22 protein-coding genes are annotated in these 21,745 nt (G+C 59.5%); 11 read left to right on the top strand and 11 right to left on the bottom strand.

Going from position 1 to position 21,745, the window contains the following annotated elements; genetic code table 11:
* Nucleotides 1-93: 93 nt before the first annotated feature.
* Nucleotides 94-1,071 (bottom strand): Gfo/Idh/MocA family protein, encoded by a 978-nt coding sequence (locus NK8_RS24000; protein ID WP_225936408.1) that lies wholly within the window; start codon nucleotides 1,069-1,071, stop codon nucleotides 94-96.
* Here NK8_RS24000 and NK8_RS42895 point away from each other — a divergent pair.
* Nucleotides 967-1,239, top strand: coding sequence for a hypothetical protein (locus tag NK8_RS42895; RefSeq protein ID WP_225936415.1), 273 nt, complete (start codon nucleotides 967-969; stop codon nucleotides 1,237-1,239). The two genes, NK8_RS24000 and NK8_RS42895, sit on opposite strands and share 105 nt — an antisense overlap.
* Here NK8_RS42895 and iolG read toward each other — a convergent pair.
* The 5 genes from iolG to NK8_RS24025 form a co-directional block, all read right to left on the bottom strand.
* Nucleotides 1,207-2,199, bottom strand: a complete 993-nt coding sequence (iolG, locus tag NK8_RS24005; protein ID WP_213230596.1) for an inositol 2-dehydrogenase — start codon at nucleotides 2,197-2,199, stop codon at nucleotides 1,207-1,209. The genes NK8_RS42895 and iolG overlap by 33 nt on opposite strands.
* 41 nt (nucleotides 2,200-2,240) lie before the next feature.
* On the bottom strand, nucleotides 2,241-3,119 hold the full coding sequence (locus NK8_RS24010; RefSeq protein WP_213230599.1) for a sugar phosphate isomerase/epimerase: 879 nt from the start codon (nucleotides 3,117-3,119) through the stop codon (nucleotides 2,241-2,243).
* 75 nt (nucleotides 3,120-3,194) lie between these two features.
* Nucleotides 3,195-4,109 (bottom strand): intradiol ring-cleavage dioxygenase, encoded by a 915-nt coding sequence (locus tag NK8_RS24015; protein WP_213230600.1) that lies wholly within the window; start codon nucleotides 4,107-4,109, stop codon nucleotides 3,195-3,197.
* 132 nt (nucleotides 4,110-4,241) lie between these two features.
* Nucleotides 4,242-5,156 carry a LysR family transcriptional regulator gene (locus NK8_RS24020; protein ID WP_213230601.1) on the bottom strand — a complete coding sequence of 305 codons (915 nt, stop codon included), beginning with the start codon at nucleotides 5,154-5,156 and terminating at the stop codon, nucleotides 4,242-4,244.
* A 139-nt stretch (nucleotides 5,157-5,295) separates the two neighbouring features.
* Nucleotides 5,296-6,510 carry a phytanoyl-CoA dioxygenase family protein gene (locus tag NK8_RS24025; protein WP_213230602.1) on the bottom strand — a complete coding sequence of 405 codons (1,215 nt, stop codon included), beginning with the start codon at nucleotides 6,508-6,510 and terminating at the stop codon, nucleotides 5,296-5,298.
* A gap of 93 nt (nucleotides 6,511-6,603) precedes the next feature.
* Between NK8_RS24025 and NK8_RS24030 the strand changes: the two genes are divergently transcribed.
* Nucleotides 6,604-7,647, top strand: a complete 1,044-nt coding sequence (locus NK8_RS24030) for a LacI family DNA-binding transcriptional regulator (RefSeq protein ID WP_213230603.1) — start codon at nucleotides 6,604-6,606, stop codon at nucleotides 7,645-7,647.
* A gap of 73 nt (nucleotides 7,648-7,720) precedes the next feature.
* Here NK8_RS24030 and NK8_RS24035 read toward each other — a convergent pair whose 3' ends face one another.
* Nucleotides 7,721-8,905 carry a porin gene (locus NK8_RS24035; RefSeq protein WP_213230604.1) on the bottom strand — a complete coding sequence of 395 codons (1,185 nt, stop codon included), beginning with the start codon at nucleotides 8,903-8,905 and terminating at the stop codon, nucleotides 7,721-7,723.
* Nucleotides 8,906-9,317: 412 nt separating this feature from the next.
* Here NK8_RS24035 and NK8_RS24040 point away from each other — a divergent pair, with 412 nt between their 5' ends.
* The gene (locus NK8_RS24040) at nucleotides 9,318-9,638 is read left to right on the top strand and encodes a hypothetical protein (RefSeq protein WP_213230606.1); all 321 of its coding nucleotides are present in this window, start codon (nucleotides 9,318-9,320) and stop codon (nucleotides 9,636-9,638) included.
* 175 nt (nucleotides 9,639-9,813) lie between these two features.
* Here the strand turns inward: NK8_RS24040 and NK8_RS24045 are convergent, their stop codons facing one another.
* Together NK8_RS24045 and NK8_RS24050 are read right to left on the bottom strand one after the other, a co-directional pair.
* Nucleotides 9,814-11,238, bottom strand: a complete 1,425-nt coding sequence (locus tag NK8_RS24045; protein WP_213230608.1) for a DEAD/DEAH box helicase — start codon at nucleotides 11,236-11,238, stop codon at nucleotides 9,814-9,816.
* A gap of 183 nt (nucleotides 11,239-11,421) precedes the next feature.
* Nucleotides 11,422-12,354, bottom strand: a complete 933-nt coding sequence (locus NK8_RS24050; protein ID WP_213231539.1) for an MBL fold metallo-hydrolase — start codon at nucleotides 12,352-12,354, stop codon at nucleotides 11,422-11,424.
* A gap of 306 nt (nucleotides 12,355-12,660) precedes the next feature.
* Here NK8_RS24050 and NK8_RS24055 point away from each other — a divergent pair, with 306 nt between their 5' ends.
* Nucleotides 12,661-13,128, top strand: coding sequence for a DUF4440 domain-containing protein (locus NK8_RS24055; protein ID WP_213230610.1), 468 nt, complete (start codon nucleotides 12,661-12,663; stop codon nucleotides 13,126-13,128).
* A gap of 124 nt (nucleotides 13,129-13,252) precedes the next feature.
* On the top strand, nucleotides 13,253-13,960 hold the full coding sequence (locus NK8_RS24060; RefSeq protein ID WP_162068560.1) for an MgtC/SapB family protein: 708 nt from the start codon (nucleotides 13,253-13,255) through the stop codon (nucleotides 13,958-13,960).
* Nucleotides 13,961-14,192: 232 nt separating this feature from the next.
* Here NK8_RS24060 and NK8_RS24065 read toward each other — a convergent pair whose 3' ends face one another.
* Nucleotides 14,193-14,780 (bottom strand): YSC84-related protein, encoded by a 588-nt coding sequence (locus NK8_RS24065; protein ID WP_213231541.1) that lies wholly within the window; start codon nucleotides 14,778-14,780, stop codon nucleotides 14,193-14,195.
* A 354-nt stretch (nucleotides 14,781-15,134) separates the two neighbouring features.
* On the opposite strand from NK8_RS24065, the gene NK8_RS24070 reads away from it, so the two are divergent.
* The 5 genes from NK8_RS24070 (at nucleotide 15,135) to NK8_RS24090 (ending at nucleotide 20,033) form a co-directional block, all read left to right on the top strand.
* A complete protein-coding gene (locus NK8_RS24070) occupies nucleotides 15,135-16,895 on the top strand; it encodes a SulP family inorganic anion transporter (RefSeq protein WP_213230611.1) in 1,761 nt (586 codons plus the stop codon).
* A 213-nt stretch (nucleotides 16,896-17,108) separates the two neighbouring features.
* A complete protein-coding gene (locus tag NK8_RS24075) occupies nucleotides 17,109-18,404 on the top strand; it encodes an MEDS domain-containing protein (RefSeq protein WP_162068562.1) in 1,296 nt (431 codons plus the stop codon).
* A gap of 61 nt (nucleotides 18,405-18,465) precedes the next feature.
* Entirely contained in the window at nucleotides 18,466-19,038 is a 573-nt protein-coding gene (locus tag NK8_RS24080; protein WP_232078085.1) for a response regulator transcription factor, read from the top strand.
* A 146-nt stretch (nucleotides 19,039-19,184) separates the two neighbouring features.
* Nucleotides 19,185-19,424: a hypothetical protein gene (locus NK8_RS24085; RefSeq protein ID WP_213230612.1), complete on the top strand. Its 240-nt coding sequence runs from the start codon at nucleotides 19,185-19,187 to the stop codon at nucleotides 19,422-19,424.
* Between the two features lie 348 nt (nucleotides 19,425-19,772).
* Nucleotides 19,773-20,033 (top strand): hypothetical protein, encoded by a 261-nt coding sequence (locus tag NK8_RS24090; protein WP_162068565.1) that lies wholly within the window; start codon nucleotides 19,773-19,775, stop codon nucleotides 20,031-20,033.
* Nucleotides 20,034-20,141: 108 nt separating this feature from the next.
* On the opposite strand, the gene NK8_RS24095 is transcribed toward NK8_RS24090, so the two are convergent.
* Nucleotides 20,142-21,047 (bottom strand): LysR family transcriptional regulator, encoded by a 906-nt coding sequence (locus tag NK8_RS24095; protein WP_213230613.1) that lies wholly within the window; start codon nucleotides 21,045-21,047, stop codon nucleotides 20,142-20,144.
* Nucleotides 21,048-21,221: 174 nt separating this feature from the next.
* On the opposite strand from NK8_RS24095, the gene NK8_RS24100 reads away from it, so the two are divergent.
* Nucleotides 21,222-21,728, top strand: a complete 507-nt coding sequence (locus tag NK8_RS24100) for a YkgB family protein (RefSeq protein ID WP_213230614.1) — start codon at nucleotides 21,222-21,224, stop codon at nucleotides 21,726-21,728.
* Nucleotides 21,729-21,745 lie beyond the last annotated feature (17 nt).

Raw genomic sequence — 21,745 nt, forward strand, 5'->3', positions numbered from 1 at the left:
ATCGTCTCCTGATTAGGATTGCGTAATTATGTTTCCGTTTGCTGGCGTGCGGAATTCTCGGCTGATGCACCATGGCGTCAGCCTCACACGCTGTTATCCGATAAAGACCTCCGCGCCGGCTTCTTTCGAAGAAGCAAACATCGCCTCGATGACACGGCTTATGTTGTATGCCTGCGTAGCGGGAACGACCGAAGGGGTGCCATTGCGCAATGCGTCGACGAAAGCGTGCGACTCGCGGTCGAAATACACCGGATTGCCGATTTCAGCGATGTCGGGCGAATACTCGGTCTTCTTCGTCGCCCAGATTTCCGGGAAGCTGGTTTCCTGCCACTCGGTCCAGCCTTCCGGATAGTCGCCTTTGCCCGCGTCATAAATCTTGTAGCTCGAGGGCAGCGAGCGGGACGACATGATGCCTTCTGTGCCATACGCCGTGATGTCCCAGCTTTCGGTCCATGGCAGGACATCCCAGGACATGAAGTCGACGCTGATAATCTTGTCTTCGTAATTCAACACCGCGCCTGCCGCGTCTTCACGCGATTCATCGCCATGGAAATTCGGGAACTTCGTGATGCGGGCATTCACCGAGCGCGGCAAACCGAAGTGCAGAAGAATGCGGTCGATAAGGTGGCAGCCGATAACGAAGACAGCGCCACCGATGTCGCCCGGCTGGGTCATGTGCGGCGTGCCCGCCTCATCGTGCGAGCAACCACCGTGGGCCCGTACCTGAACGACTTTCCCGAGACGTCCGCTCTTGAGCGCCGCCTGCATGGCATCCACGGAGGGCGCGAAACGCCAGCAGTACCCGACCTGCACCAGTCCTCCGGTGCGCTCGACCGCTTCGACGATACGCTTCGCATCCGCCGAACTGCGTCCGGCGGGCTTTTCGCACAGCACAGCCTTGCCGGCTTCGAGCGCCTCGATGGTCAGGTCGGCCATCTTCTCGCTCTTCGAGTGGACGAGCACGACATGAACATTCTCGTCAGCCAAGATGTCCTCCTTCGTGCGTGCTTCAAGACCCAGGGCATCGACGAAGGGCGTGAGCAGCGGGCTCGTATCCCATGCACCGAGCATCTTCGCGTCGGTACGACGTTGGATGGCCTTCACTCGTCCGGACGTATGCGGGTGAGTGATACCAAGACATGCAACGCCGAGCGCTTCGTTGGGACCAATCTTTCGCGTCATGACTTATCTCCTCCGGATTTTCGGTTAGACCTTGACTGCCTTGCCAGTCAGCGCTGACTCGAGCGCCGCATCCGCCAGGCGCAATGCCTTCAGACCATCCTGAACCGACGTAGGCAGCGGAGAATTCGTGTTCAGTGCATCGACGAAGGCTTCGAGTTCAGCCTTGTACGCTTCAACGTAGCGTTCGAGGAAGAAGTTGAGGAGCGGTTCGCGCGCGTCCGTTACGTCCTTCGACCAGCGACGAATCGTTGATGGACGAAGATTCTCTTGCAGGAGCATGCCCTTGGAACCGGACACCTCCATGCGCTGGTCATATCCGTAGACAGCTTCACGACAGCAGTTGATATGACATTGCTTGCCCGAAGCGGTGCGCAGTTGAACCATCACCGTATCGAAGTCGGTCAGCTTCTCCAGCGATTCATCGATGAGGCGGCTGGCCATGGCCATCACTTCGACCGGTTCCTCGCCCAGCAGCCAGCGAGCCATGTCCAGGTCGTGGATAACCATGTCGCGGAAGATACCGCCCGAGTGCTCGACGTAGTCGCGGGGAGGCATGCCCGGGTCACGGCTCGAGATGATGACCTGACGCACGTCGCCAACGTCACCCGCATCGATCGCCTTGCGGAACGCCTGCGACGTCGGGTCGAAACGTCGATTGAAGGCAAGCATGACGCGGCCGCCCTGGCGTTCGACTTCGTTCGCGGCGGCAAGCGACTTGTCCATGTCTAGGTCGATAGGCTTTTCGCAGAGCACGGCCTTGCCACGCTTCACGGCTTCGAGCATGAACGTGATGTGCGTGTCCGTGGGCGTGCCGATGACCACGGCATCGATGTCTTTGCGCTCGAGCACCGCTGCCGCGTCGGTCGATGCTTCGCAGCCGAGCTTGGTCGCCAGCGACGTGGCTGCGCTTTCGACCGGGTCTGCTACCACGACGAGTTTTGCGTTGGGGTTAGCGGCGACGTTGCCAGCGTGAATGCGGCCAATGCGGCCTGCGCCGAGTACTGCGATTCGAATCATGTGAGTCTCCAGGAATACTTGTCGTTTAGAGTTGGTAGCGCTTATGCCATAGTGGCGGGCTTCGCTGAGAACTGCGCGACGGTGGTGTCGTACGCGCGCTTCGCCATCTCGTCGAGCGGGAATTTCCGGTGTACTTCGGAGATGAGTTCAACGCCGTAGTACGGCAGCGTGCAACCTGCTTGCTCGAGCGCATCGACGAAGGCAACGCAGTCGCCTGCGCCCTCGCCGCAAAGCTGGCGATTGAAGGTCGAATCGTCGAACAGCGAACCCTTCACCTGTGCACCAACGTCGTCCATCTCGACACCCTTGATGAAGCGCGCCGGGATTTGCGCTACCTCGCTATACGGGGTTTTGGCGCGGGCCACGTGCCAGTGGTCGACCATCAGTCCGCCGTTGGGCTGATTGGCGCCTTCCGCAACCTTGAGCGCGTCTGCGACGTTGCGGATGGGAGAGAAAGGCATGAACTCGATTGCGACCGTCGCATTGACCGTTGCCACGTCCTGGCAAAGCTTTGCGAACTCATCGGTCATGCGGACGAAGTCGGCCGGATTCCTATCGAACGGGCTTGCACCGATTTTGAGGTTGCGCATTCCGAGTTCTCCGCCCAGTTCGATGAAGCGGCGACGGCAATGGTCCGACTTCGCGCGCGCCTCGCCGTCGAAGTACCAGTCCATCAGAATTTCGAGCTCGAAGTACTTCATGCCAGTGTCATCGAGGATGCTTTTGACGCCCGAGAGGCCGTATTTCTCGATGCTGTGTTCGAGGTCATCGAGAATGAGGCCAACGCCACTCCAGCCTGCACGCATTGCCGCTTCGCAACGCTCGCGCAGCGGGAACGGGCTGATTTCATTTGCTGCACACGGGTAGACGTCGCCCGCGAGGGTCCAGTAGGCTGCAAGCAGTTCTTTCTTTGCGCTCATGTGTGTTACTCCTGTATCTCTCGATGTCATCTGTTCTGATACAACACGCTCGCGCGTGCCAAACGATTACTTGTTTTACCGAGGCAGATTGCTGGTCGTCGTCGCGAGCGTGAAGTCCCACGAGACAGACCAATACGGCGACGAAAGTCCGACGCGCTTCGCCGCTTCGAGGTCGTCAATCTTGTCGAATTCAGCGATAAGCTCACGCTTGACGCCGAAGACCGCGTCCTCGGACAAATACGGGCAGTCTGGCGTAAAGATGTGCGTGATCACCGGATCGAATCCGGGCGCAGTCACGATAAAGTGAAGATGCGCAGCGCGGTTGGGGTGCCGACCCATCGCGCCGAGGAGTTTTCCGACGGGACCATCCGAGGGAATCGGATAGTGGCGCGGCTTCACGGACTTGAACCAATAGCGGCCTTCAGCATCCGAGGAAAAAACGCCACGCAGATTCGAATCGGGTTGAATGCCCTTTTGCTGCACATCGTAGAAGCCGTCATCGTTGGTCTGCCACACCTCGAGCTTCGCGTTCGAAATCGGATTGCCCTCGATGTCCGTTACACGACCCTCGACGACCATGGGTTCACCCTTTCCATCCAGGCAGATGTTCGTGCCGTTCGTATATTCGGGTGCATCGGCGACGTAGAAGGGACCGAGAATCGTGTTCGGCGTGGCGCCGCTCGGACGACGGTGATTGATCGCGTCAACCAGCATCGAAACCCCGAGGATGTCCGAGAGCAGGATGTACTCTTGCCGCCAGTCGGTGCACATCTGACCGGTCTCGGTCAAAAAGCGAATGGCAGTGAACCACTCTTCGTGAGTCGGCTCGATTTCCTTGATGGCAGCATGCAGATGCCTGACCAAAACCGACATCACCTGGCTCAGGCGCGCGTTGGCGTCGTCGCTCATGCGAGCGTTGACGACCTCGGCCGAGCGGGCTTCATCGAAATACGGCGAGGCGGACTGAACTGCGGAGGATGTACTTTGCATTGCGAGTCTCCATCAATCTCTTCTGTAGCTTTGAGACCAGTCTATATTCGCCCTCGCTGGCAAAACAGAGCTAGAAAGGGAAAGTCTTTCGCGCTAAGTGGGAAGAAGCCTCAACTGCGGGGCGTATCGGACTCACGCCGTCCAATGACGTTCGTAGTCGTTCTGCTGGAAGCGCTCAACGAGCGCATCGATGAACAGTCGCACTTTCACCGGCCTATGCGAGCGGGTCTGAAACGCGATATTCATGGTCAACCGAGGAAGGTCCCAATCGTCCAGCACCGGGATCAGACGACCAGCCTTGAGGTCGTCATGGATGATGTACTTCGGCTGCACGAGGATGCCCATATTGTCGAGCGCGGCAACTCGAAGTATCTGGCCGTCATTTGACTCGACCAGAGGCTTCACTTTGACCACCACGTTCTCGCCGCCACGCGTGAACGAGAGCTCACGCGCGTTGTCGGCAAGCTGGTAGTTCAGAAGCCTGTGCCTTACGAGTTCGACTGGGAATCGAGGCCGGCCGTTCGCCTCAAGGTAGTCCGGAGAGGCGGCGAGAATCCGGCGTGTTGATGCCAGCCTGCGAATTGTGATGTTGCTGTCCGGCTCAAGGACCTTCGTTCGAATCGCGACGTCGATGCCGTTCTCGATGATGTCGTAGTAGCGGTTGGCCGCGACAACATCGACGGCGATATCTGGATAACGCGCCGTGAACTCGGGAAGCATCGGCGCAATGTGCAGCATGCAGAAGGACAATGAAGCGGTAACGCGGAGCACGCCGCTTGGACGTACAACCGCTTCCTTGATGACGGCTTCGGCTTCACCCAGGTCGGAAAGTATCGATTTACAGCGCCTGTGGAACTCGGCGCCTGCCTCGGTCAGATACAGGTTGCGCGTCGTGCGGCGAACCAGCTGAACGCCAAGTCTTGCCTCCAGCGAAATCAAATACCGACTCGCCGCCGAAATGGAAAGATCGACTGATTCCGCAGCACGGCTGATGCTGCCCGACTCGGCTACCTCCACGAACAACTGAAGTTCCTTGAACTGGTCCATGCTGTTGCACCATCACGCCTTTGTCTCCGCCCGCATTCCAGTCGAATGAGGGAACACACGTGACTTCGTCGAATCGTTTTTGGCATCACGCAGGCATCATCATAGTGCCGTGAATCTATCTTGATGCGACGAAAAAACATCAATAATCTATCAACTCGATATTGTCGCCGATGCAACGGCGTTGAGCATGTCGTTGAAGGGTTATCGCAAATTGATCCAGCGGCCAATCTTCCGCGAGTGCCCGGCGCATCAACTGACTCTGACTCTCCGGCGCAAGCCCGTTGACGGGAGGGTCGCGGTCCAGGTTCGTCGGAAACGGATACCCTTCTGCGCAAGAGGCAATGACCGATAGAGCCTCGCGTTCCGTGATCTCTCCGGCGCTCAGCCGGGCGCGCAGGACCGGATAAAGCGTCTGCGACATCCGAGTGCGGTCCACGACCTCCATCGCCCGCCCGTACGCTGATGAGATCTGGAGCAGATTCGCCATGCGCTGAACGTCGCTGGTCTTGTTGGACCCCGCTGCGTGAAATAGCGCAGGATTGAAGAAGATGGCATCGCCCTTCTTGAGCGGCACCTGGACGAAGTGATTCTCGAAATACTCCCGGAAGTCCGCTCTGCGCCACGCGACATATCCTGGAGCGTATCGCTGAGAGAACGGCAAGAGTTTGGTTGGGCCGCTCTCGACCGGCATGTCACTATGCGCGACTGCCCCCTGCAATGTGAGGAAGGGCGACATACGGTGTACGTGCGCCGGGAATGAGGCGGCGACTTCCGCTGTCTGGAAACCCAGATGGTAGTCACGATGCGCTTGCTGTGCCGCACCACCGGGCCTAACGACGTTCACCTGGGAGGTGACCTGGAAGCACGGGCCTAACCAAGCTTCGGCGACCGCCGGCAGCCATGGATTGGAGAAGTAGCCCGTGAAGATTTCGGGCGCGGCCAACAGAAGCTTCTCCTGAGCGTTCCAGATACGGTCGTTCGCGCCGGCTTTCGCGAAATGATCGCCTTTCGAACCCGATTTTCGCTCGGCCGCGATGATCGCTTCGAAGACACCTGTCGCCTGATCGACGATTCCGGTATCGGCATAAGCGCCCTTGAGCACGAAGACGCCCGCACCGGCATCGATGACACTGGCCCATTCTGACAACAACTCTCGCCGCTCTCTGTCGAATGAAAGTACGGATTCGAGGTCGCCACATTCGTATACAGGAATATACGAAGCCGGAGACCCGGAAAAGCTAAGCGCGGTATCCGTTTCTGCGTTGAGTGCGTCTACGAAGTCGCTTACCGCGCAGTCCTCTTCGCGAAACCAATTGACTCGCTGACCGCGATATTCGTCTCGTCGATAGTCCATCCATGCCTCCTGTTTTCGCTGTAGGATAGCTCGGCATAGACTTCCATAAGCATCAAAAATACATCAAAAATCTATCCGTGCAGGAGGGTCAGATTGGCTCACCGGTTTTTGATCAAGGAAATCGCCGTTCAGGCAGGGCTCGGGGTGGCGACCGTCGACAGGGTATTGAACGGACGCGCCAATGTCCGCGAGCACACTCGCAAAAGAGTCGAACAAGCCATCAAGGACCTCGAGAAGCAGGAGTTGAATCTCGCGAACACAGGGCGAAAACTGATCGTCGATGTTGTGGCCGAGGCACCGTCGCGGTTCAGCGATGAGATCAAGCATGCCCTCGAGGGCGAACTCGCGCTCATGCACCCGGCGGTTGTCCGGCCGCGCTTTCTGTTGCAGGAGACAATGACGACCTCGGAAGTCGTGCAGGCACTTCGGTCGATCAATCGACGAGGAAGTCACGGTGTTTTGCTGAAAGCCCGGGACGTTCCCGAGATTGCAGAGGCTGTGGCGGAACTTCAGCGGCACGGCATTCCGGTCGTCACGATCGTCACCGACATACCGTTGTCAGGGCGCATTGCCTATGCAGGGCTCGATAACCGAGTCGCCGGCGCGACGGCCGCTTACCTTCTTGGCCTGTTGCTGGGACCGCAGCCCGCTAATGTATTGATAACGATGAGTGACGAACACTTCCGTGGCGAGGAAGAACGCGAGATAAGCTTTCGTCGAGCATTGCGCAAACACCATCCGCGTCTGAAGCTGGTTGATGCGAGCGGCGGACATGGCCTTGATATGCCGACCGAGGACCGAGTCCGCAGCGCGCTCGGCGACGATACCCATGTCACGGCGGTCTACTCGATGGGTGGCGGCAACATCGCAATTCTTCGCGCGCTAGAGGCGCAGCAACAAGCGCCCGCCTTCTTCATCGGACACGACCTCGACAGAGACAATGTGCAGTTGCTGCGCGATGGACGGATACAGGCCATTCTGCATCACGACCTGCGACAGGACATGCGTTCGGCCTGTCATCACATCATGCACTATCACAAGCTCCTGCCAGCATCATCCGTCGCGACTTCTTCTTCGGTCGTTGTCGTCACTCCAGAGAACATTCCGGATTACATTGCCAGTCGCTTTCGCGATTGACTCGATCGCTTGCGACTCGCTCGTGAGGGTGCGAGGTCCGAAAGCGCATTGGCTCACGGACCTCCCGACGTCGTCAGAACCTTGTCGCCAGGCCTGCGATCACGCCAAACTGGCTCTTCCCATAGTTGGGGTTGGTGCTCGACGGGTTTCCGTTGACCGGGTCATCATTGGTGTTCGCGCCGTACAGGCTACCATCGAGGCCCAGGTTGGATGTCGAACTGTTGCGCACGTAGGCCAGTTCAGTGTAGAGGAGCGTTCGCTTCGAGAGTAAATAGTTCGCGCCGAGTGTGTAAAGGGTTGCGTTCCCGTTTCCCTTATTTGCGTTGGCGTGGTACACCGCGCCTGTGATAGCAAGCGCGGGCGTTGTCTGCCAGATCGCGCCAATCCATTCGTGATTGACCGTTGTCGGAAGGCTGGTACCCGCTGGCAATGCCGACGGCGCCGCGGTACCGAAATATCCCGCATTTGATGCATCGGGAGCACTCAAGTGCTGATAGCCGAGATACGCCGTGACGGGTCCAAAAGCGTACGTCAAGCCAGTGAGAATCGAGCGAGATGTCAGATAGACGTTGCTGAACTGTCCGTTGGGGTCGCGGACTTCATCGTAGGTTGCCTGCCAGAAGAGGCCCCGATTCGCATAGGATAGTTTGATGCCGTCGGAACGTCCCTGCGCGCTTCCAAGCCCGGTAGAGGTGCCCAGCTGACCCGGCGCGCTGCCCGGGTTGCCTGCGTTCCAGGTCGGCGCGTTGGTCAGGTCATACTGGCCTTGCAACGTGAACCCCGCAATCGTCGGTGAGAGGTACTCGACGCCATTTGCCGCCTGCGAGAAGATGCGGCCGCGGACCAATGTTCCAATGGCGTACTTCTTCGTTTGCTGCGGGTCGACATCGCCTGAATACTGGCTGATCTCAGCCGAGCCCATGTTCCCGAACTTGATTTGCCCCCATGTGTCGTTCTGCAGGCCAACGGTCGCCTGCCCCTCGAAGAAGCTTCCATTTGCGAAACTGCCGTTCATCGTGTTCAGGCGGGATTCGAGCTGGAATATCGCATGCGTGCCGCCGCCGAGATCCTCCGCACCTTTGAGGCCGAATCTGGATTGCGCCCAGCCTCCGCTCTGCGCTCCAAATACATGACCCTTCGGCTGATTTGTCTCGTAGACGATACCGTTGTCCACAATGCCGTATAAGGTAACGCTGCTCTGAGCCGTGGCTGTCGCCGCGGTTGACAGCGCGAATACGCTGAACAAGAACTTCTTCATCGTTTTGTCTCCATTTATTTCGTTATCCAAACTACACGTGTCGATATTTCGCGCGAGCCAATGTCGCCGTCAGCGCGTTAAGCGGAACCAACCACGGCTTTTCCGCATATCGCCCTCTCCTTCACTGCTCTTGTTCATTTTTTCGGAGTCTATATTCCCCGTTCACTCGAACAAAGAGCAGAACGGGGAATCTCTTTCGCGGAATCAGGGAAAATGTCCCGTCGAGCAAACGCGCAAAAGCACTCAGCGCTATGCTGTACTTTTACTTGCGGTTAACCCCCGTATCCCTTGCGACGCCTCATCGCTTACGGTTTGGGCGTTCCGATTCGAGGAGAACTCGTTCTTCTCAGGAAGAGGACAAATTGTGTTGGAGCAGCGTTCTGTCGTTAAACGAACCTATGCGGAGATACGCATGAACCTCAAGAAACTGTCCGTTTTTGCTGGCGCAGCAGGTATGACGTTGAGTCTGGTCTTGATCCCGGCACTTCGAGCTCAAGCCGCGGCCAGTGACGCCGACACGTCCGGCGCTACGATGTCAAAGCAGGAACTCAAAGCGCAAAAGAAGGCGGAAAGCAAAGCGCGGCGCGCAAAGAAGAACGCCGAGTTGAGCACGCTGGAGAAGAATGGGTATAACCCGGCCGGAAACCAGACTAACTACCCGCAGAATCTCCAGAATGCTCAGCAGAAGGCAGCTGGACAGAAGCCAACGAACGCACCTGCCGTAGCGCCGTGATGCTTGGCCTGCATGATTCCAACGTTTATTCGGCCCCCAAGTCGCCAGGACCACTGGATTGAGCGCGCCATTGCCCGCCGCCCGATGAACGCCCGATTCGCGCCGCTGCCTGCCGGCGAGCGGTAAGCCTCCAGTCTGTTCCGGGGCGGGCATTAGTGATCGCTACGGATGACGATTAGCGTTTGCCGCGTCCACCAACGGATTTGCCAGCCGGCTTGCGTGAACCCGAAGCTGGCTTGTTCGCGCGCTTTCCAGATGGCTTTTGCACGCTGAATGGATTGCCGCTGGACAAGCTTGTGCCTTTATCTGCGGTCGCAACGCGCCGCGCTTTTTCGCCGCTTTGCATCGGCATTTTTTTGCCGAGCGCCTGCATGGCGCCAGGCGCGGCCTGCGGCACTTTCGGCTTCTTGAGCTTTTTGGGCTTCTTGATGATCTGGCCCGTCTCACTGGTCTGCGGCACTCGATGTTCTGCTTCAAACCCCGGCTCTTCCTCGCGGGGCAGCGTATGCCGGATCAGCGCTTCGATCGCAGCCAGTTGCGGCGCTTCATCGGCGCACACGAGGGACACCGCCACGCCGCTTGCGCCCGCGCGGCCGGTACGGCCGATACGGTGCACATAGTCTTGCGCCACGATTGGCAGATCAACGTTGATCACTAGCGGAAGGTCATCGATGTCCAGTCCGCGCGCCGCCACATCGGTGGCTACGAGCATACGTACTTCGCCTGACTTGAAGCGCTCCAGCGCACGCAGGCGCGCGGGTTGCGGTTTGTCGCCGTGGATGGTATCGACCGCATAGCCCGCTTCATCCAGCATGGCCGCCAGGTAATCCACGCCCTTGCGGGTTTTGACGAACACCAGCGCGTGCTTCCAGTCGTTCTCGGAGACGAGGTGCATGAAGAGCTCCGGCTTGTTCTTTTTATCCACCGGCACCACCCACTGCTTGATCTTGCTGGCCGTGGCATTGGGTGGGCTGACGCTGATATTGACCGGGTCGCGCAGGATGCTTGCCGCCATGGCCCGGATATCATCGGTGAACGTGGCGGAGAACAACAGGGTTTGGCGCCGAGCGGGCAAGGCAGCAAAGACGGCGTTGAGTTCACGCGCAAAGCCCAGATCCAGCATGCGGTCGGCTTCATCCAGAACCAGCGTTTCGACTTGATCAAACTGCACGGCGTTCTGGCGATTGAGATCCAGCAAACGGCCCGGCGTGGCAACGAGCACGTCGACGCCCTTGCGCAACTTCATCATCTGCGGATTGATACTCACACCGCCGTAGGCGGCCAGAAACCGTAAGTCGAGACCTTTGCCGTAATCGATAAAGCTTTGCAGCACTTGTTCAGCCAGCTCACGCGTGGGCACCAGCACGAGAACGCGCGCGCGGTTGCTGGACGCCGCCGGACCGTCTTGCAACAGTCGTTGCAACAGCGGCAGCACGAAACCCGCCGTTTTGCCAGTGCCGGTCTGCGCCGCAGCCATGACGTCCCTGCCGCTGAGCACGGGAGGAATCGCCTTGGTCTGCACCGGCGTAGGTGTCTGGTAATTGAGGTCCTGCAAATTACGCAGCAACCGATCGATCAGGCCAAGCGAGGCAAAAGACATGCACGTATTCCGGGCTAAAACCTAGATTTTAGCGTTACCGCGCTGATTGCACCGCCCAGATCAATGATCAAAAACGCGGGGTGCCGACAGAAGAACCGTATTGTCGAAATGCGAAACGCGCGTGGTAAAACGATTCTTCCGTCCGAGTGCTCTATACGAAGACGATTGAGCGTGGGGAATGCGTCAGTAGTCCCACTGCACCGGTACGAAACGGAAGGCGTCACCATTCTTTGCGATGTGACCGATTGACGGGAACGCGACATGTGCAGCGGCCAACAGAGCGCCCGTTTCAGCGGCTTCGTTGAGCAGCGCGATACGTACGTCCACGGCCAATTCAGGATCATGCTCGAAGCCATTCTGCCAATCGGGATTGTCGAAGCCGACCTCGAAGATCGCGTCGCCTACGAAAGTCAGCTTTTCTCCGTCTGATGCTACATCCACGACGCAGTGTCCCGGTGTGTGCCCGCCCGTCACGCGCGCCTTCACGCCTGGCGCGACCTCCACGCTCTGATTGAACTGCACAATATTTTCACTGTAGAGTTCGACGAACTTCGCGGCCGCCTTGCGCAGCGCGGGAGGAACCGTCTCCGGCATCACCGTCCTTGTGAAGTCCGGATTTCTCCAGAACTCCACTTCCGAGGCCGACACGTGAATGCGCACGTCGGGGCGCAGCCTGGCCTTGACTCCGTCAACGTTCAGCCCGCCGACATGATCCATGTGCATATGCGTGATCACGATATCGGTGACCGCTGCCAGGTCGATGCCAGCCGTTTCCAGGCGCATCACCGACTGACCCGCGCGCGTGAAGTATTCGAAGCCGTCGCCCACGCCCGAGTCGATCAGGATCAGGCGTTCGCCGCTACGCACGAGCGCGATGTTCAGCGCCCAGTCAAACGTATCACGCTGCAGGAAACGATCATCGAACCATTCGTTGCGATCCTTTTCGCTCACATTGGTGGACATGGTGGAAGTCGGCAGCGGCAGAATGCCATCGCTGATCAGCACGACATCGACGTCACCCACGCGCACCGCGTAGCGGGAAGACACGAGTTCGCCTGTGCCTTCTTTGCCGAAGCTGGTGACGACTGGTCGCACGTTACGGGTTAGTTCTCTCATTGCAGTATTCCTTTTCCTTCGAGGGGTTGGCCGCGCTGGGCGGTCGGTACACAAGCACGACCGCGAATCTGGCGCTTCGCTTTGCTCGTGTTTCGACCGACCGTGTGACAGATGCTATTCATGAGCGGCGAACGCCAGTAGCATCGCGAATGCGTACAGGGTGTTGTCCAACCGGCAACAATCAAGCTGGATGCTCAGAGAGATCAGAGTTGAAGTCGACCGAAGCTTTATGCTTTGAGGGACCGCGTACTACAATTGTCTGCTGGAATCCTAATAATGCTGCGCACGCGTACACTGGGAGCCGGAATGAATCGACTGTTCCTCCGCATCGCCACGGTGGGCGTTGCCCTTACCCTATTCCCTTGCGCGCTGAATGCAGCGACAGTCGACAATGATCCCGCGAGCATCATCCGCTCCGCTCTGGAACAGTGGCGCGTGGATTTCAACTCACGACGTGCCGCGCATATCTGCGACCTCTTCGCACCCGATCTTCGTTACGATTTCCAAGGCGCGCCCGAGCGGACCTACCCGTTGCTGTGTGCCCGTCTGCACCGCGCGCTGGCCGACACTACACAATCGCTTTCTTACGACCTCAAAATCAAGGAGATCATTGTCTCCGGTGACCTCGCGATCGTTCGCCTGACGTGGAGATCGACTCTTGCCGGGAACGGCAAACAGGAGTCGAACAATGAGACGGGTCTCGATGTCTTCGGCCGCCAGCCCGACGGCAGCTGGAAGATCATCCGGTACATTGCTTACCCTGAGAAAGATTGAGTTCTAACCTCAGACTGATGGCTCACCGCGACCACGCGGATCGGCTCGCTATCGAACATTCACGCCAGCTACATACTGTCGTGAGACGATTTCAGGTTTTAAAGAAGAAAGAGACATCGCATCGATGAGCATCGATTTCGTATTGCGCCTGTTGGCCGCGTTTGCTTGCGGCGTTGCTATCGGGCTCGAGCGCCAGCTTCGTCAACGCACTGCGGGCTTGCGCACCATCACGCTTGTCGCGAGTGGCGCCTGTCTGTTCGTCACCCTTGGCATGCTGACAGGCAACGGCGAAGCCGGCGTAACGCAGATTGCGGCGTACGTCGTGTCAGGCGTAGGTTTCCTCGGCGGGGGCGTCATCATGCGCGACAAAGGCTCCATACAAGGCATCAACACGGCGGCCACGTTATGGTGTTCCGCAGCCGTCGGCGTCTTGTGCGGCAGCGGGCACTACGGACCTGCGTTCGCTGGAACAGGGGTGGTGCTCGTCACTAATACACTATTGCGCGACTTGAGCCGCATTATCAATTCCACGCCGGTTTCCAGCGCGGATCTGGTGCGCGAATACGTTCTGAGTGTCGTCGGCCGGCAAGAAGATGAAATTCATATTCGCACGCTGTTATCGAACGCAATGGAATCACAACCGCTTTCGTTCCAGAGCCTGACCAGCGAGGACACGGGTAGCGAGCCAACCCAAATCAAGGTTACGGCAACGATTCGCATGCATCCGAAAGACCAGGCAAGGCTTGAGCGAATGGCCAGTCGGATGAGCATGGAGCGAGGGGTATCGAGCATCAGTTGGTCTGCAACCGAAGTCGAGCCCGCACCGGAATGAGTGTGCGAGCGGTGGCGTCAGGCTCATGTGGGCTGATCCAGATCAATTGACATGTCACGCGAGGTGGAAGAACAGTCAACGCCTTCGCATCGGGTGCCTGCATTGGAGATCACTGGAGCCACCATGGACGACATAACCGAACGCGCCGCGCAACACGTGATCCGACTCGATCACAAGCGGCTTGCCTCGATTCGCTAGTGGTTGACGTGCATAGTTAAATCGGCAGCATCGTTTAGATTTTCAGCCGCGAAACCTTTGTGCCCGCAAGCGACACGTCGCCCATCAGACCGGCATTCGTCAGCACGATCGCTTCGACGGGCGCCGTGGCCGTCGTTGTATCGATCTCCCCGTTCGCTCCGACCTTCAGCAGCGCGACGGAACCTTCGCCACCGACCGACCAGCCCTTGGAATTTCGGAAGCTGTTGAGCGCTTCGTGCGTCATGAATACGTAGATCATGGCCTTCGATTGCGCACCCGCCTGCAGGCCGAACGAGCCTGCTACCGTGCTGTAATAGCCAACCGACTTGCCGCCTACATGCAACGCACCTTCACCGTATTCCCCACCGGCGACGAAGCCAACCTTGATCACGGACGGAAATACCAGCACGCCATTCGCCTTGGCGATGAGTTCTTTTGAACCCTTGACCGCCACGTACAGCCGCGACAGGGTTGCCTGAACCTTGGCGTCGATTGCCTGCCGCTTCGCGGCGTTGGACTCGGCGGCAGCGGCGTCACGGATCGTCATTTGGGAACCCGCCAGGGCAAGGCCGCCGACAGCGAGCGCTGCGGCACCTGACTGTAGAAAGTCTCTTCTGTGCATGGTTGCCTCCATCGTGGTTTGCAATCGAACCGGTGATGCTGTAATTGTTGAAGGCATGTATCCCATCGACACCTGCCCCGTCGAGGATCGAGCGCTGCTTCGAATCGACCGCATAACTTGAATATCATCATCAACAGATATTCGCAACATGCGGCACGGACGTGGCAACCCATCGCGCCGCCGATGCGATAACACCCAGCGCGGGTTGCCGTGAGCGACTGGCGAATCTATCCCGTGGTCTGCGTGTTCTGCGCCGTCATGCTCGCGTTCGCGTTTGATCTGATCGATATGGCCGTCGCCGCGCTGCGCGTGCCGGGGCACTTTCTTCATTGAACGCTTCACGAGCGCCGATCCATGGAAACCGACCACACGGCTCACTCACGTCAGACAGCCACCGCCGCCATCGAGCGCTGGACGCGTCATCTGCCGATCGTGACGATGTTGAGGGACTATCGCGCAGCTTGGCTGAAGAACGACATCATCGCCGGCATCGTGCTGACGACGATGCTCGTGCCGGTCGGCATCGCGTACGCGGAGGCGTCGGGCGTCCCCGGCGTATGCGGGTTGTACGCGACGATCGTTCCGCTGCTCGCCTATGCGATCTTCGGCCCCAGCCGGATTCTCGTGCTCGGCCCGGACTCGGCGCTCGCGGCGCCGGTCCTCGCGGTCGTCGTGATCGGCGCGTCGGGCGATCCCTCGCGCGCCATCGCCGTCGCGGGCATGATGGCGATCGTCTCGGGTCTCGTCTGCGTCGTCTTTGGCATGCTGAAGCTCGGCTTCGTCACAGAGCTGCTGTCCAAGCCGATCCGTTACGGCTACATGAACGGCATCGCGCTGACGGTGCTGATCAGCCAGTTGCCCAAGCTCTTCGCGATCTCCATCGAGGACCAGGGTCCGCTGCGCGATCTGCTCAACCTCGCCAGAGGCATCGCCGCCGGGCAAGCCAACTGGTCCAGCTTTGCCGTGGGCGCAGGCAGTCTCGTGCTCATTCTGCTCCTGAGGCGCTTCGACAAGGTGCCGGGCATCTTGATCGCGGTCGTGCTCGCAACCTTGTGCGTCATGGTGTTTCATCTCGACCGCGAAGGCGTGAAGGTGCTCGGGACCATTCCGCAGGGATTGCCTTCGTTCTCGCTGCCGTGGGCGAGCGGCGCCGACATCGTCCGGATTCTGCTGGGCGGCTGCGCCGTGGCGCTGATCGCGTTCGCGGACACGAGCGTGCTGTCGCGCACCTTTGCGGCACGCGCCAACGTGCGCGTCGATCCGAATCAGGAAATGATCGGGCTGGGCGTCGCCAATCTCGCGACCGGCCTCTTCCAGGGCTTTCCGATCAGCAGCAGCTCTTCGCGCACGCCCGTCGCCGAAGCGGCTGGAGCGCGAACCCAGGTTACGGGCATCGTCGGCGCGCTGGCCGTCGCGGCCGTTTTGCTCGCCGCGCCGAATCTGCTTCGCCATCTGCCGAACAGCGCGCTCGCAGCCGTCGTGATCGCTGCGGCGATCGGGCTATTCGAGTTCAGCGACCTGAAGCGCATCTATCGCATCCAGCAATGGGAGTTCTGGCTGTCCCTCTGCTGCTTCGTCGGGGTCGTCCTGTTCGGCGCGATACCCGGGATCTGTATCGCCGTGGTGATCGCGGTGATCGAGTTCTTGTGGGACGGCTGGCGTCCGCATTTCGCCGTGCTGGGGCGGGTGGAGGGATTGCGCGGCTATCACGACCTGAAGCGCTACCCGAACGCCGAACAGATTTCCGGACTTCTTCTGTTTCGCTGGGATGCGCCGTTGTTCTTCGCAAACGCAGAGTTGTTTCAGCACCGCCTGATCGACGCGCTGGATCAGGCGCCCACCCGGGTGAGGCGCGTCGTCGTCACGGCTGAGCCAGTAACGAGCGTCGACGTGACCTCCGCCGACATGCTGCGCGAGCTGCATCGGGCGTTGAAGGATCGCGGCATCGAGATGCACTTTGCCGAGATGAAAGATCCCGTCCGCGACAAGCTCAGACGCTTCGAGCTGACGCCGATTTTTCCCGACGCGTGCTTTCATCCAACCATCGGCAGCGCGGTCGACGCTTACCTCGATATCACGCGCCCGGATCAGGGTCCGCTGCGTGAGGATCGTTGAAGCGCGTACTGTTCCCGTGCACCGGCAGCGTCATGGACAAACTCGAATATCACCGCCGAAAGCACCACGAATAAGGCTTCATGACACGAGATCACACGGCAGGCAGGCACGTTTCGGTCACGCACACGAGTGGTAAGATCGGTCGCATCGTTGATACCGACGGCAAACGTCCAGGCGCAATGCGGCGAGGATCTTTCGATGTGCAATCATGCCGTGCAGTTTTACGAGAACGACTGGTTTCTGTGCGAGCGCGTCGCCAGCTTTATCCGTGAGGCCGCACAGGCAGAAGAACCAACGCTCATCATCGCCACCCGTGGGCACCGCGAGGAGATCGAACGGGTGCTCGACAAGCCCACGGATCTCGAGTTGGCCTCTTTCGCAAGTCCGGCCAACGTCGTCTGGCTGGATGCCGAGGCGACGCTGGACGCACTGCTGATCGAAGGATGGCCGAGCGCGACGCGCTGCGAAGCGGTCCTTGGCACGCTGATCGACACGATCTCGGGGAACGGCAAGGTTCCCGTACGGGCGTTCGGCGAGATGGTCGCCATTCTTTGCGCACGCGGAAAGCCCGAGGCTGCGCTGCGTCTCGAGCAACTGTGGAATGATCTCTCGCACAAGCATGCGTTCTCATTGCTGTGCGCTTATCCCACACGCGTGTTCCGGGGCATCGACGAGGCGCGCGCATTTCATGCGATTTGTTCAGCCCATGATGCCGTTCTGCCGCCCGAGACATTCGTCGCGACGGCTGAGGACTCCGTGCCGTATCAGCTGGCCGTGGCGGCATGGCAGCACGAGACGAAGGCGCTCCAGCTGGAGATCGCCCGGCGGGCCGATATTCAGCGGGCACTGAGCGAGCTGAGCGCGCACCAGCACCGGATCCGCGAAAACGAGCGCAGACACATCGCCCGCGAAATACATGACGAGCTTGGCGGCGTCCTCACGGGCATCAAGGCGTATGTCTCGGTCGCAGTCGAGCGCGCCCGGCGCGAAGGCCGCGCGCCCGATCCCCAACTGATCGAGGCCACGCAACTGGCCGATACCGCACTCGACACGGTCCGTCGCGTGATCACCGAATTGCGTCCGACCGTGCTCGACGACCTCGGTATCTGGGTGGCGCTCGAATGGTATATCGAGCAGGTCGAGAAGCAGACAGGCGTGCCCTGCTCGCTGACGATCGATCCGAAGCTGAGCGCTTCCGAGGTCGGGCCCGAACTCGGCACCGCGCTGTTTCGCATCATTCAGGAAGCGCTCACGAACGCGGTGCGGCACGCGCAGGCAAAGTCGATGATCGTGCGCGCACAATGCGACGATGCCTTCGCGTGCTTCGAAGTCTGCGACGACGGTCAGGGCATCGATGCCGTGCGGCTGCTCGGGCAGCAATCCTGGGGGATCGCCGGTATGCACGAGCGCGCACGGCACTTTGGGGGCGCGCTCACCATCGCGGGCGCGCCCGGCATGGGCACCACGGTGAGCTTGCGGCTGCCGCTCGAGACACTGTATGCCAGCTGAGTCCGTGATCAGGGTGTTGCTGGTGGACGACCACGCTGTCGTTCGCAATGGCGTTCGGCTCATGCTGGGAACGAGCGACGATATCGAGGTTGCCGCGGAGGCCCAGACGGCCGCCGATGCCCTGCTGCTCGCCAAGACCCAGCCTTTCGACGTCGCACTCGTCGATGTCGCGCTGCCGGATCGCAGCGGCCTCGAGCTGGTGAAGTCGTTGCGGACGCGACAACCCGCGCTCGCCGTACTGATGCTCAGCATCTATGCCGAAGAGGTATATGCGTTGCGAGCAATCAAGCATGGGGCGGCCGGCTATCTCACCAAGAGCGTGTCCGCCGAGACCTTGATCGCCGCAGTGCGCAAGGTGCACTCGGGCGGCAGGTTCATCACGCCCTCGCTCGCCGAACGCTTCGCCGAGCACTTCGGAGAAGCGCTGGGTCCGGCACACGAAGCCCTGTCCGACCGCGAACTGGAGGTATTGAAGTTGATCGCGGGCGGCGAAAGCCTCGCCAATATCGCGGCCATGCTGCATCTGAGTCCCAATACCGTTACGACGTATCGAGCGCGAATCTGCCAGAAAATCGGCTTGAAGAGCAATGCACAATTGACGCGTTACGCGCTCGAGCAGGGCTTGCTCGTTTGAGCCGCTGAATTCGCGGTCCCGCCGATTTTGTATAGATTCCCCTACACGACGTGTATGGATTTCTTGCCTGTGCGCGCGGGGCACCAACGTCATACTGGTTTATCGGACTTCAGGCTCGGTAGCGCTTCGGACACAAGATCCCGCACATGGACCAGACGCTGACCCCTCACGAACTTGCCACGCTGATTCGACTCGTCCGGTCGCCCGCTCAGGTCCAGATCGACTCGCTGGATTTTTGGGCACTCGCCCGCCGTGGCCTCGCATACATCGACACGATCACGCACAAATCAGGTCAGGCACGTGTTACCGCAGCCGGCCACGCGCTGGCGAGACAGCTCGGCATGCTGTGGCCGGTTGCCTCGTGCAGAACTGCCCGGCCGGGGTGAGCGGTCCTCGGCAAACAGCGGTTCGGTTTCGCGCCTGGCAAGATCCGCGCTCGAAGGAGCGAGGTCGACCGAGCAACGATGCGTGCGCGCACATAAGCGCATTTCGGAGATTCAAATGAGCGAGTCATGGGTACCGATCGTCATCGGCATTGCGGTCATGCTGGTTGCGGCAGTCTTGATCGCCCAGCACTATCGGCGCGAAGAGCGTCGGCGGCATGACCTGAGAAAGTGGCAAGAACCCTTTCAAGAGACATGGCGATGTCGTGAATCGCACCCCCGCCGGTAGAAGTCATCCCGGGCATAACCGAGACGCTGTTTGATCATCACAGACACGGACGAGAGACGCTTATGTCACGCGACTATCGTGAGGAGCAGGAGCTGGCTCACATTCGGGCGATGATTCTGGAGCTTGAGCGCATGGCCGATGAATTTCACGCTCAGCGCAATGCCGTGTTGAAACCCGACTATTGGCGAGAGCGAATTGCGACGATTCTCGTCGATCCAGACTTGCCCTACCCGCTCGAAAAGCACGCCACCGAGCTTCTGAGCCGGTTGGACCGGATCGCTTCAGCCGCTGGGCGCTCACATGCCGACTATTCGAGAAGATGACCGCCGAGGCAAGCGGTTCAACGCTTGAATCGAGCGGTCACGCCGCTGTTCGAATGACGAGCAACGCGCCGTAAAATCGGCGATGCTCGACCTGCACGTGTCGATTTCTCAAAGACTTGCCTCCATCACCCGTTCTCGCAAGCGTGGAACCACGAAGTCGATGAACGTGCGCAATTTCAGAGGCAGTCTGCGTTGCCTGTCGTAGACGAGGTGAACCGGGCGCGGTTCGGGCTCGAACCCCTCCAGGACGACGCGCAACCGCTGCTGGCGTACATACTCGACCACCTGATAGGACATCGCCCGAACCAGGCCAACGCCCGAAAGCCCGGCGTCGATTGCGGCATCAATGGTATTGACGCTCAAGCGCGGCCTGATAGGAGCGTAGATCTCGTCGCCATCAGACCAGAAGTTCCATCGCACCGACGCCGATATGCTTTCGAACGAAATCACGCTGTGACGCGCGAGGTCCTCCGGCCCGACAGGCTCCCCGCGCGTGTCGAGATATTCCGGACTGCCACACACAACGCGTCTGATTGAACCCAATCCGACCGCAACGAGGTTACTGTCCGGTAGTTCCCCGACCCGCAGCGCCACGTCCACCTGATCGTCGAGAAAATGGGTGACGCGATCGGTCAGAACCAGGCCCACGGAGACCTCCGGATACGAAGCAAGGAAGTGCGTTACAACGGGCAACACGTGCAGCCTGCCGAACATGATTGGCGCAGTAACGACCAGGTCACCTTTCGGCTCCGCATACTCTCCCGCGGCGGTTCGCTCCGCTTCGAGCACCTGCTCGAGAATGGCTTTCGCCGACGTTGCGTAAGACCGGCCAGCGGGAGTCAATTCGAGCCCTTTCGCTGAGCGGATCAACAGCGTTGCTCTCAGGTATGTCTCCAGATCGGCCATCTTGCGGCTGACCGTGGCGAGCGGAACGCCCAGCCTTCGGCTCGCCTTCGAAAAACTCCCCATTTCCACTGCGGCGAGAAACACCGCCATTGCGTCGAGCTGGTCCATGGCCTATGGCCTTCCAGAAAACGAGAGGTCGATTCCACATTTTAGTGTCTATCGCCATTCTCCGGAAATGCGCAGACTGCCTTCACGACGTCAGCACCGCGTTTCAACCATCAAAAGGACGTGCTGCGAGTGGGGGACCATTCTCCCGACTATTCTCTTACACGGAGTTTCATCATGGCATCGACCAGTCAATCGACGTTTTCGGACTTTGCAGTCGCGGAACGATCCTCAGGGACTTACATATCGCAGGCCCTGCTGCGATGGTCTCTGGTTATCGTGTTCATGTGGTTTGGCGGCATGAAGTTTACGAGCTACGAGGCACATGGAATTGCCCCGTTCATCGCCAATAGCCCGATCATGAGTTGGCTGCACGCGGCATTCGGGATTCAGGGTGCCAGCTATGTGATCGGTACGCTGGAACTGTCCACTGCGGTTGCACTTGCAGCCGGCGCATTCGTTCCGGTGCTCTCTGCGCTCGGCGCAGCGATGTCCGCAATGACATACCTGATCACGTTGACTTTCTTTGTCACGACACCGGGGGTAGCCGAGGCAACTGCCGGCGGCTTTCCTGCGATTTCCGCGCTGCCAGGCCAGTTTCTTCTCAAAGACCTGGTGCTTCTCGCGGCTTCATTCAGTCTTCTGGTGACGTCCTTGCCGCGCCTGTTTTCCAAGGTACGTTGAGTGATCCTTAGCGCTGC

It is taken from the genome of Caballeronia sp. NK8 (assembly GCF_018408855.1).
In the GTDB taxonomy this organism is placed as follows: Bacteria; Pseudomonadota; Gammaproteobacteria; order Burkholderiales; family Burkholderiaceae; genus Caballeronia.

Excerpts from the sequence above, each read along its gene's own strand:
- NK8_RS42895 (WP_225936415.1), top strand. The coding sequence starts at position 967 with ATGAACATTCTCGTCAGCCAAGATGTCCTCCTTCGTGCGTGCTTCAAG.
- NK8_RS24025 (WP_213230602.1), bottom strand. The coding sequence starts at position 6,510 with ATGGACTATCGACGAGACGAATATCGCGGTCAGCGAGTCAATTGGTTT.
- NK8_RS24035 (WP_213230604.1), bottom strand. The coding sequence starts at position 8,905 with ATGAAGAAGTTCTTGTTCAGCGTATTCGCGCTGTCAACCGCGGCGACA.
- NK8_RS24000 (WP_225936408.1), bottom strand. The coding sequence starts at position 1,071 with ATGCTCGGTGCATGGGATACGAGCCCGCTGCTCACGCCCTTCGTCGAT.
- NK8_RS24080 (WP_232078085.1), top strand. The coding sequence starts at position 18,466 with ATGCTGGGAACGAGCGACGATATCGAGGTTGCCGCGGAGGCCCAGACG.
- NK8_RS24095 (WP_213230613.1), bottom strand. The coding sequence starts at position 21,047 with ATGGACCAGCTCGACGCAATGGCGGTGTTTCTCGCCGCAGTGGAAATG.
- NK8_RS24015 (WP_213230600.1), bottom strand. The coding sequence starts at position 4,109 with ATGCAAAGTACATCCTCCGCAGTTCAGTCCGCCTCGCCGTATTTCGAT.
- NK8_RS24100 (WP_213230614.1), top strand. The coding sequence starts at position 21,222 with ATGGCATCGACCAGTCAATCGACGTTTTCGGACTTTGCAGTCGCGGAA.
- NK8_RS24045 (WP_213230608.1), bottom strand. The coding sequence starts at position 11,238 with ATGTCTTTTGCCTCGCTTGGCCTGATCGATCGGTTGCTGCGTAATTTG.
- NK8_RS24010 (WP_213230599.1), bottom strand. The coding sequence starts at position 3,119 with ATGAGCGCAAAGAAAGAACTGCTTGCAGCCTACTGGACCCTCGCGGGC.
- NK8_RS24070 (WP_213230611.1), top strand. The coding sequence starts at position 15,135 with ATGGAAACCGACCACACGGCTCACTCACGTCAGACAGCCACCGCCGCC.
- NK8_RS24090 (WP_162068565.1), top strand. The coding sequence starts at position 19,773 with ATGTCACGCGACTATCGTGAGGAGCAGGAGCTGGCTCACATTCGGGCG.
- NK8_RS24085 (WP_213230612.1), top strand. The coding sequence starts at position 19,185 with ATGGACCAGACGCTGACCCCTCACGAACTTGCCACGCTGATTCGACTC.
- NK8_RS24050 (WP_213231539.1), bottom strand. The coding sequence starts at position 12,354 with ATGAGAGAACTAACCCGTAACGTGCGACCAGTCGTCACCAGCTTCGGC.
- NK8_RS24040 (WP_213230606.1), top strand. The coding sequence starts at position 9,318 with ATGAACCTCAAGAAACTGTCCGTTTTTGCTGGCGCAGCAGGTATGACG.
- NK8_RS24060 (WP_162068560.1), top strand. The coding sequence starts at position 13,253 with ATGAGCATCGATTTCGTATTGCGCCTGTTGGCCGCGTTTGCTTGCGGC.
- NK8_RS24020 (WP_213230601.1), bottom strand. The coding sequence starts at position 5,156 with ATGGACCAGTTCAAGGAACTTCAGTTGTTCGTGGAGGTAGCCGAGTCG.
- iolG (WP_213230596.1), bottom strand. The coding sequence starts at position 2,199 with ATGATTCGAATCGCAGTACTCGGCGCAGGCCGCATTGGCCGCATTCAC.
- NK8_RS24065 (WP_213231541.1), bottom strand. The coding sequence starts at position 14,780 with ATGCACAGAAGAGACTTTCTACAGTCAGGTGCCGCAGCGCTCGCTGTC.
- NK8_RS24055 (WP_213230610.1), top strand. The coding sequence starts at position 12,661 with ATGAATCGACTGTTCCTCCGCATCGCCACGGTGGGCGTTGCCCTTACC.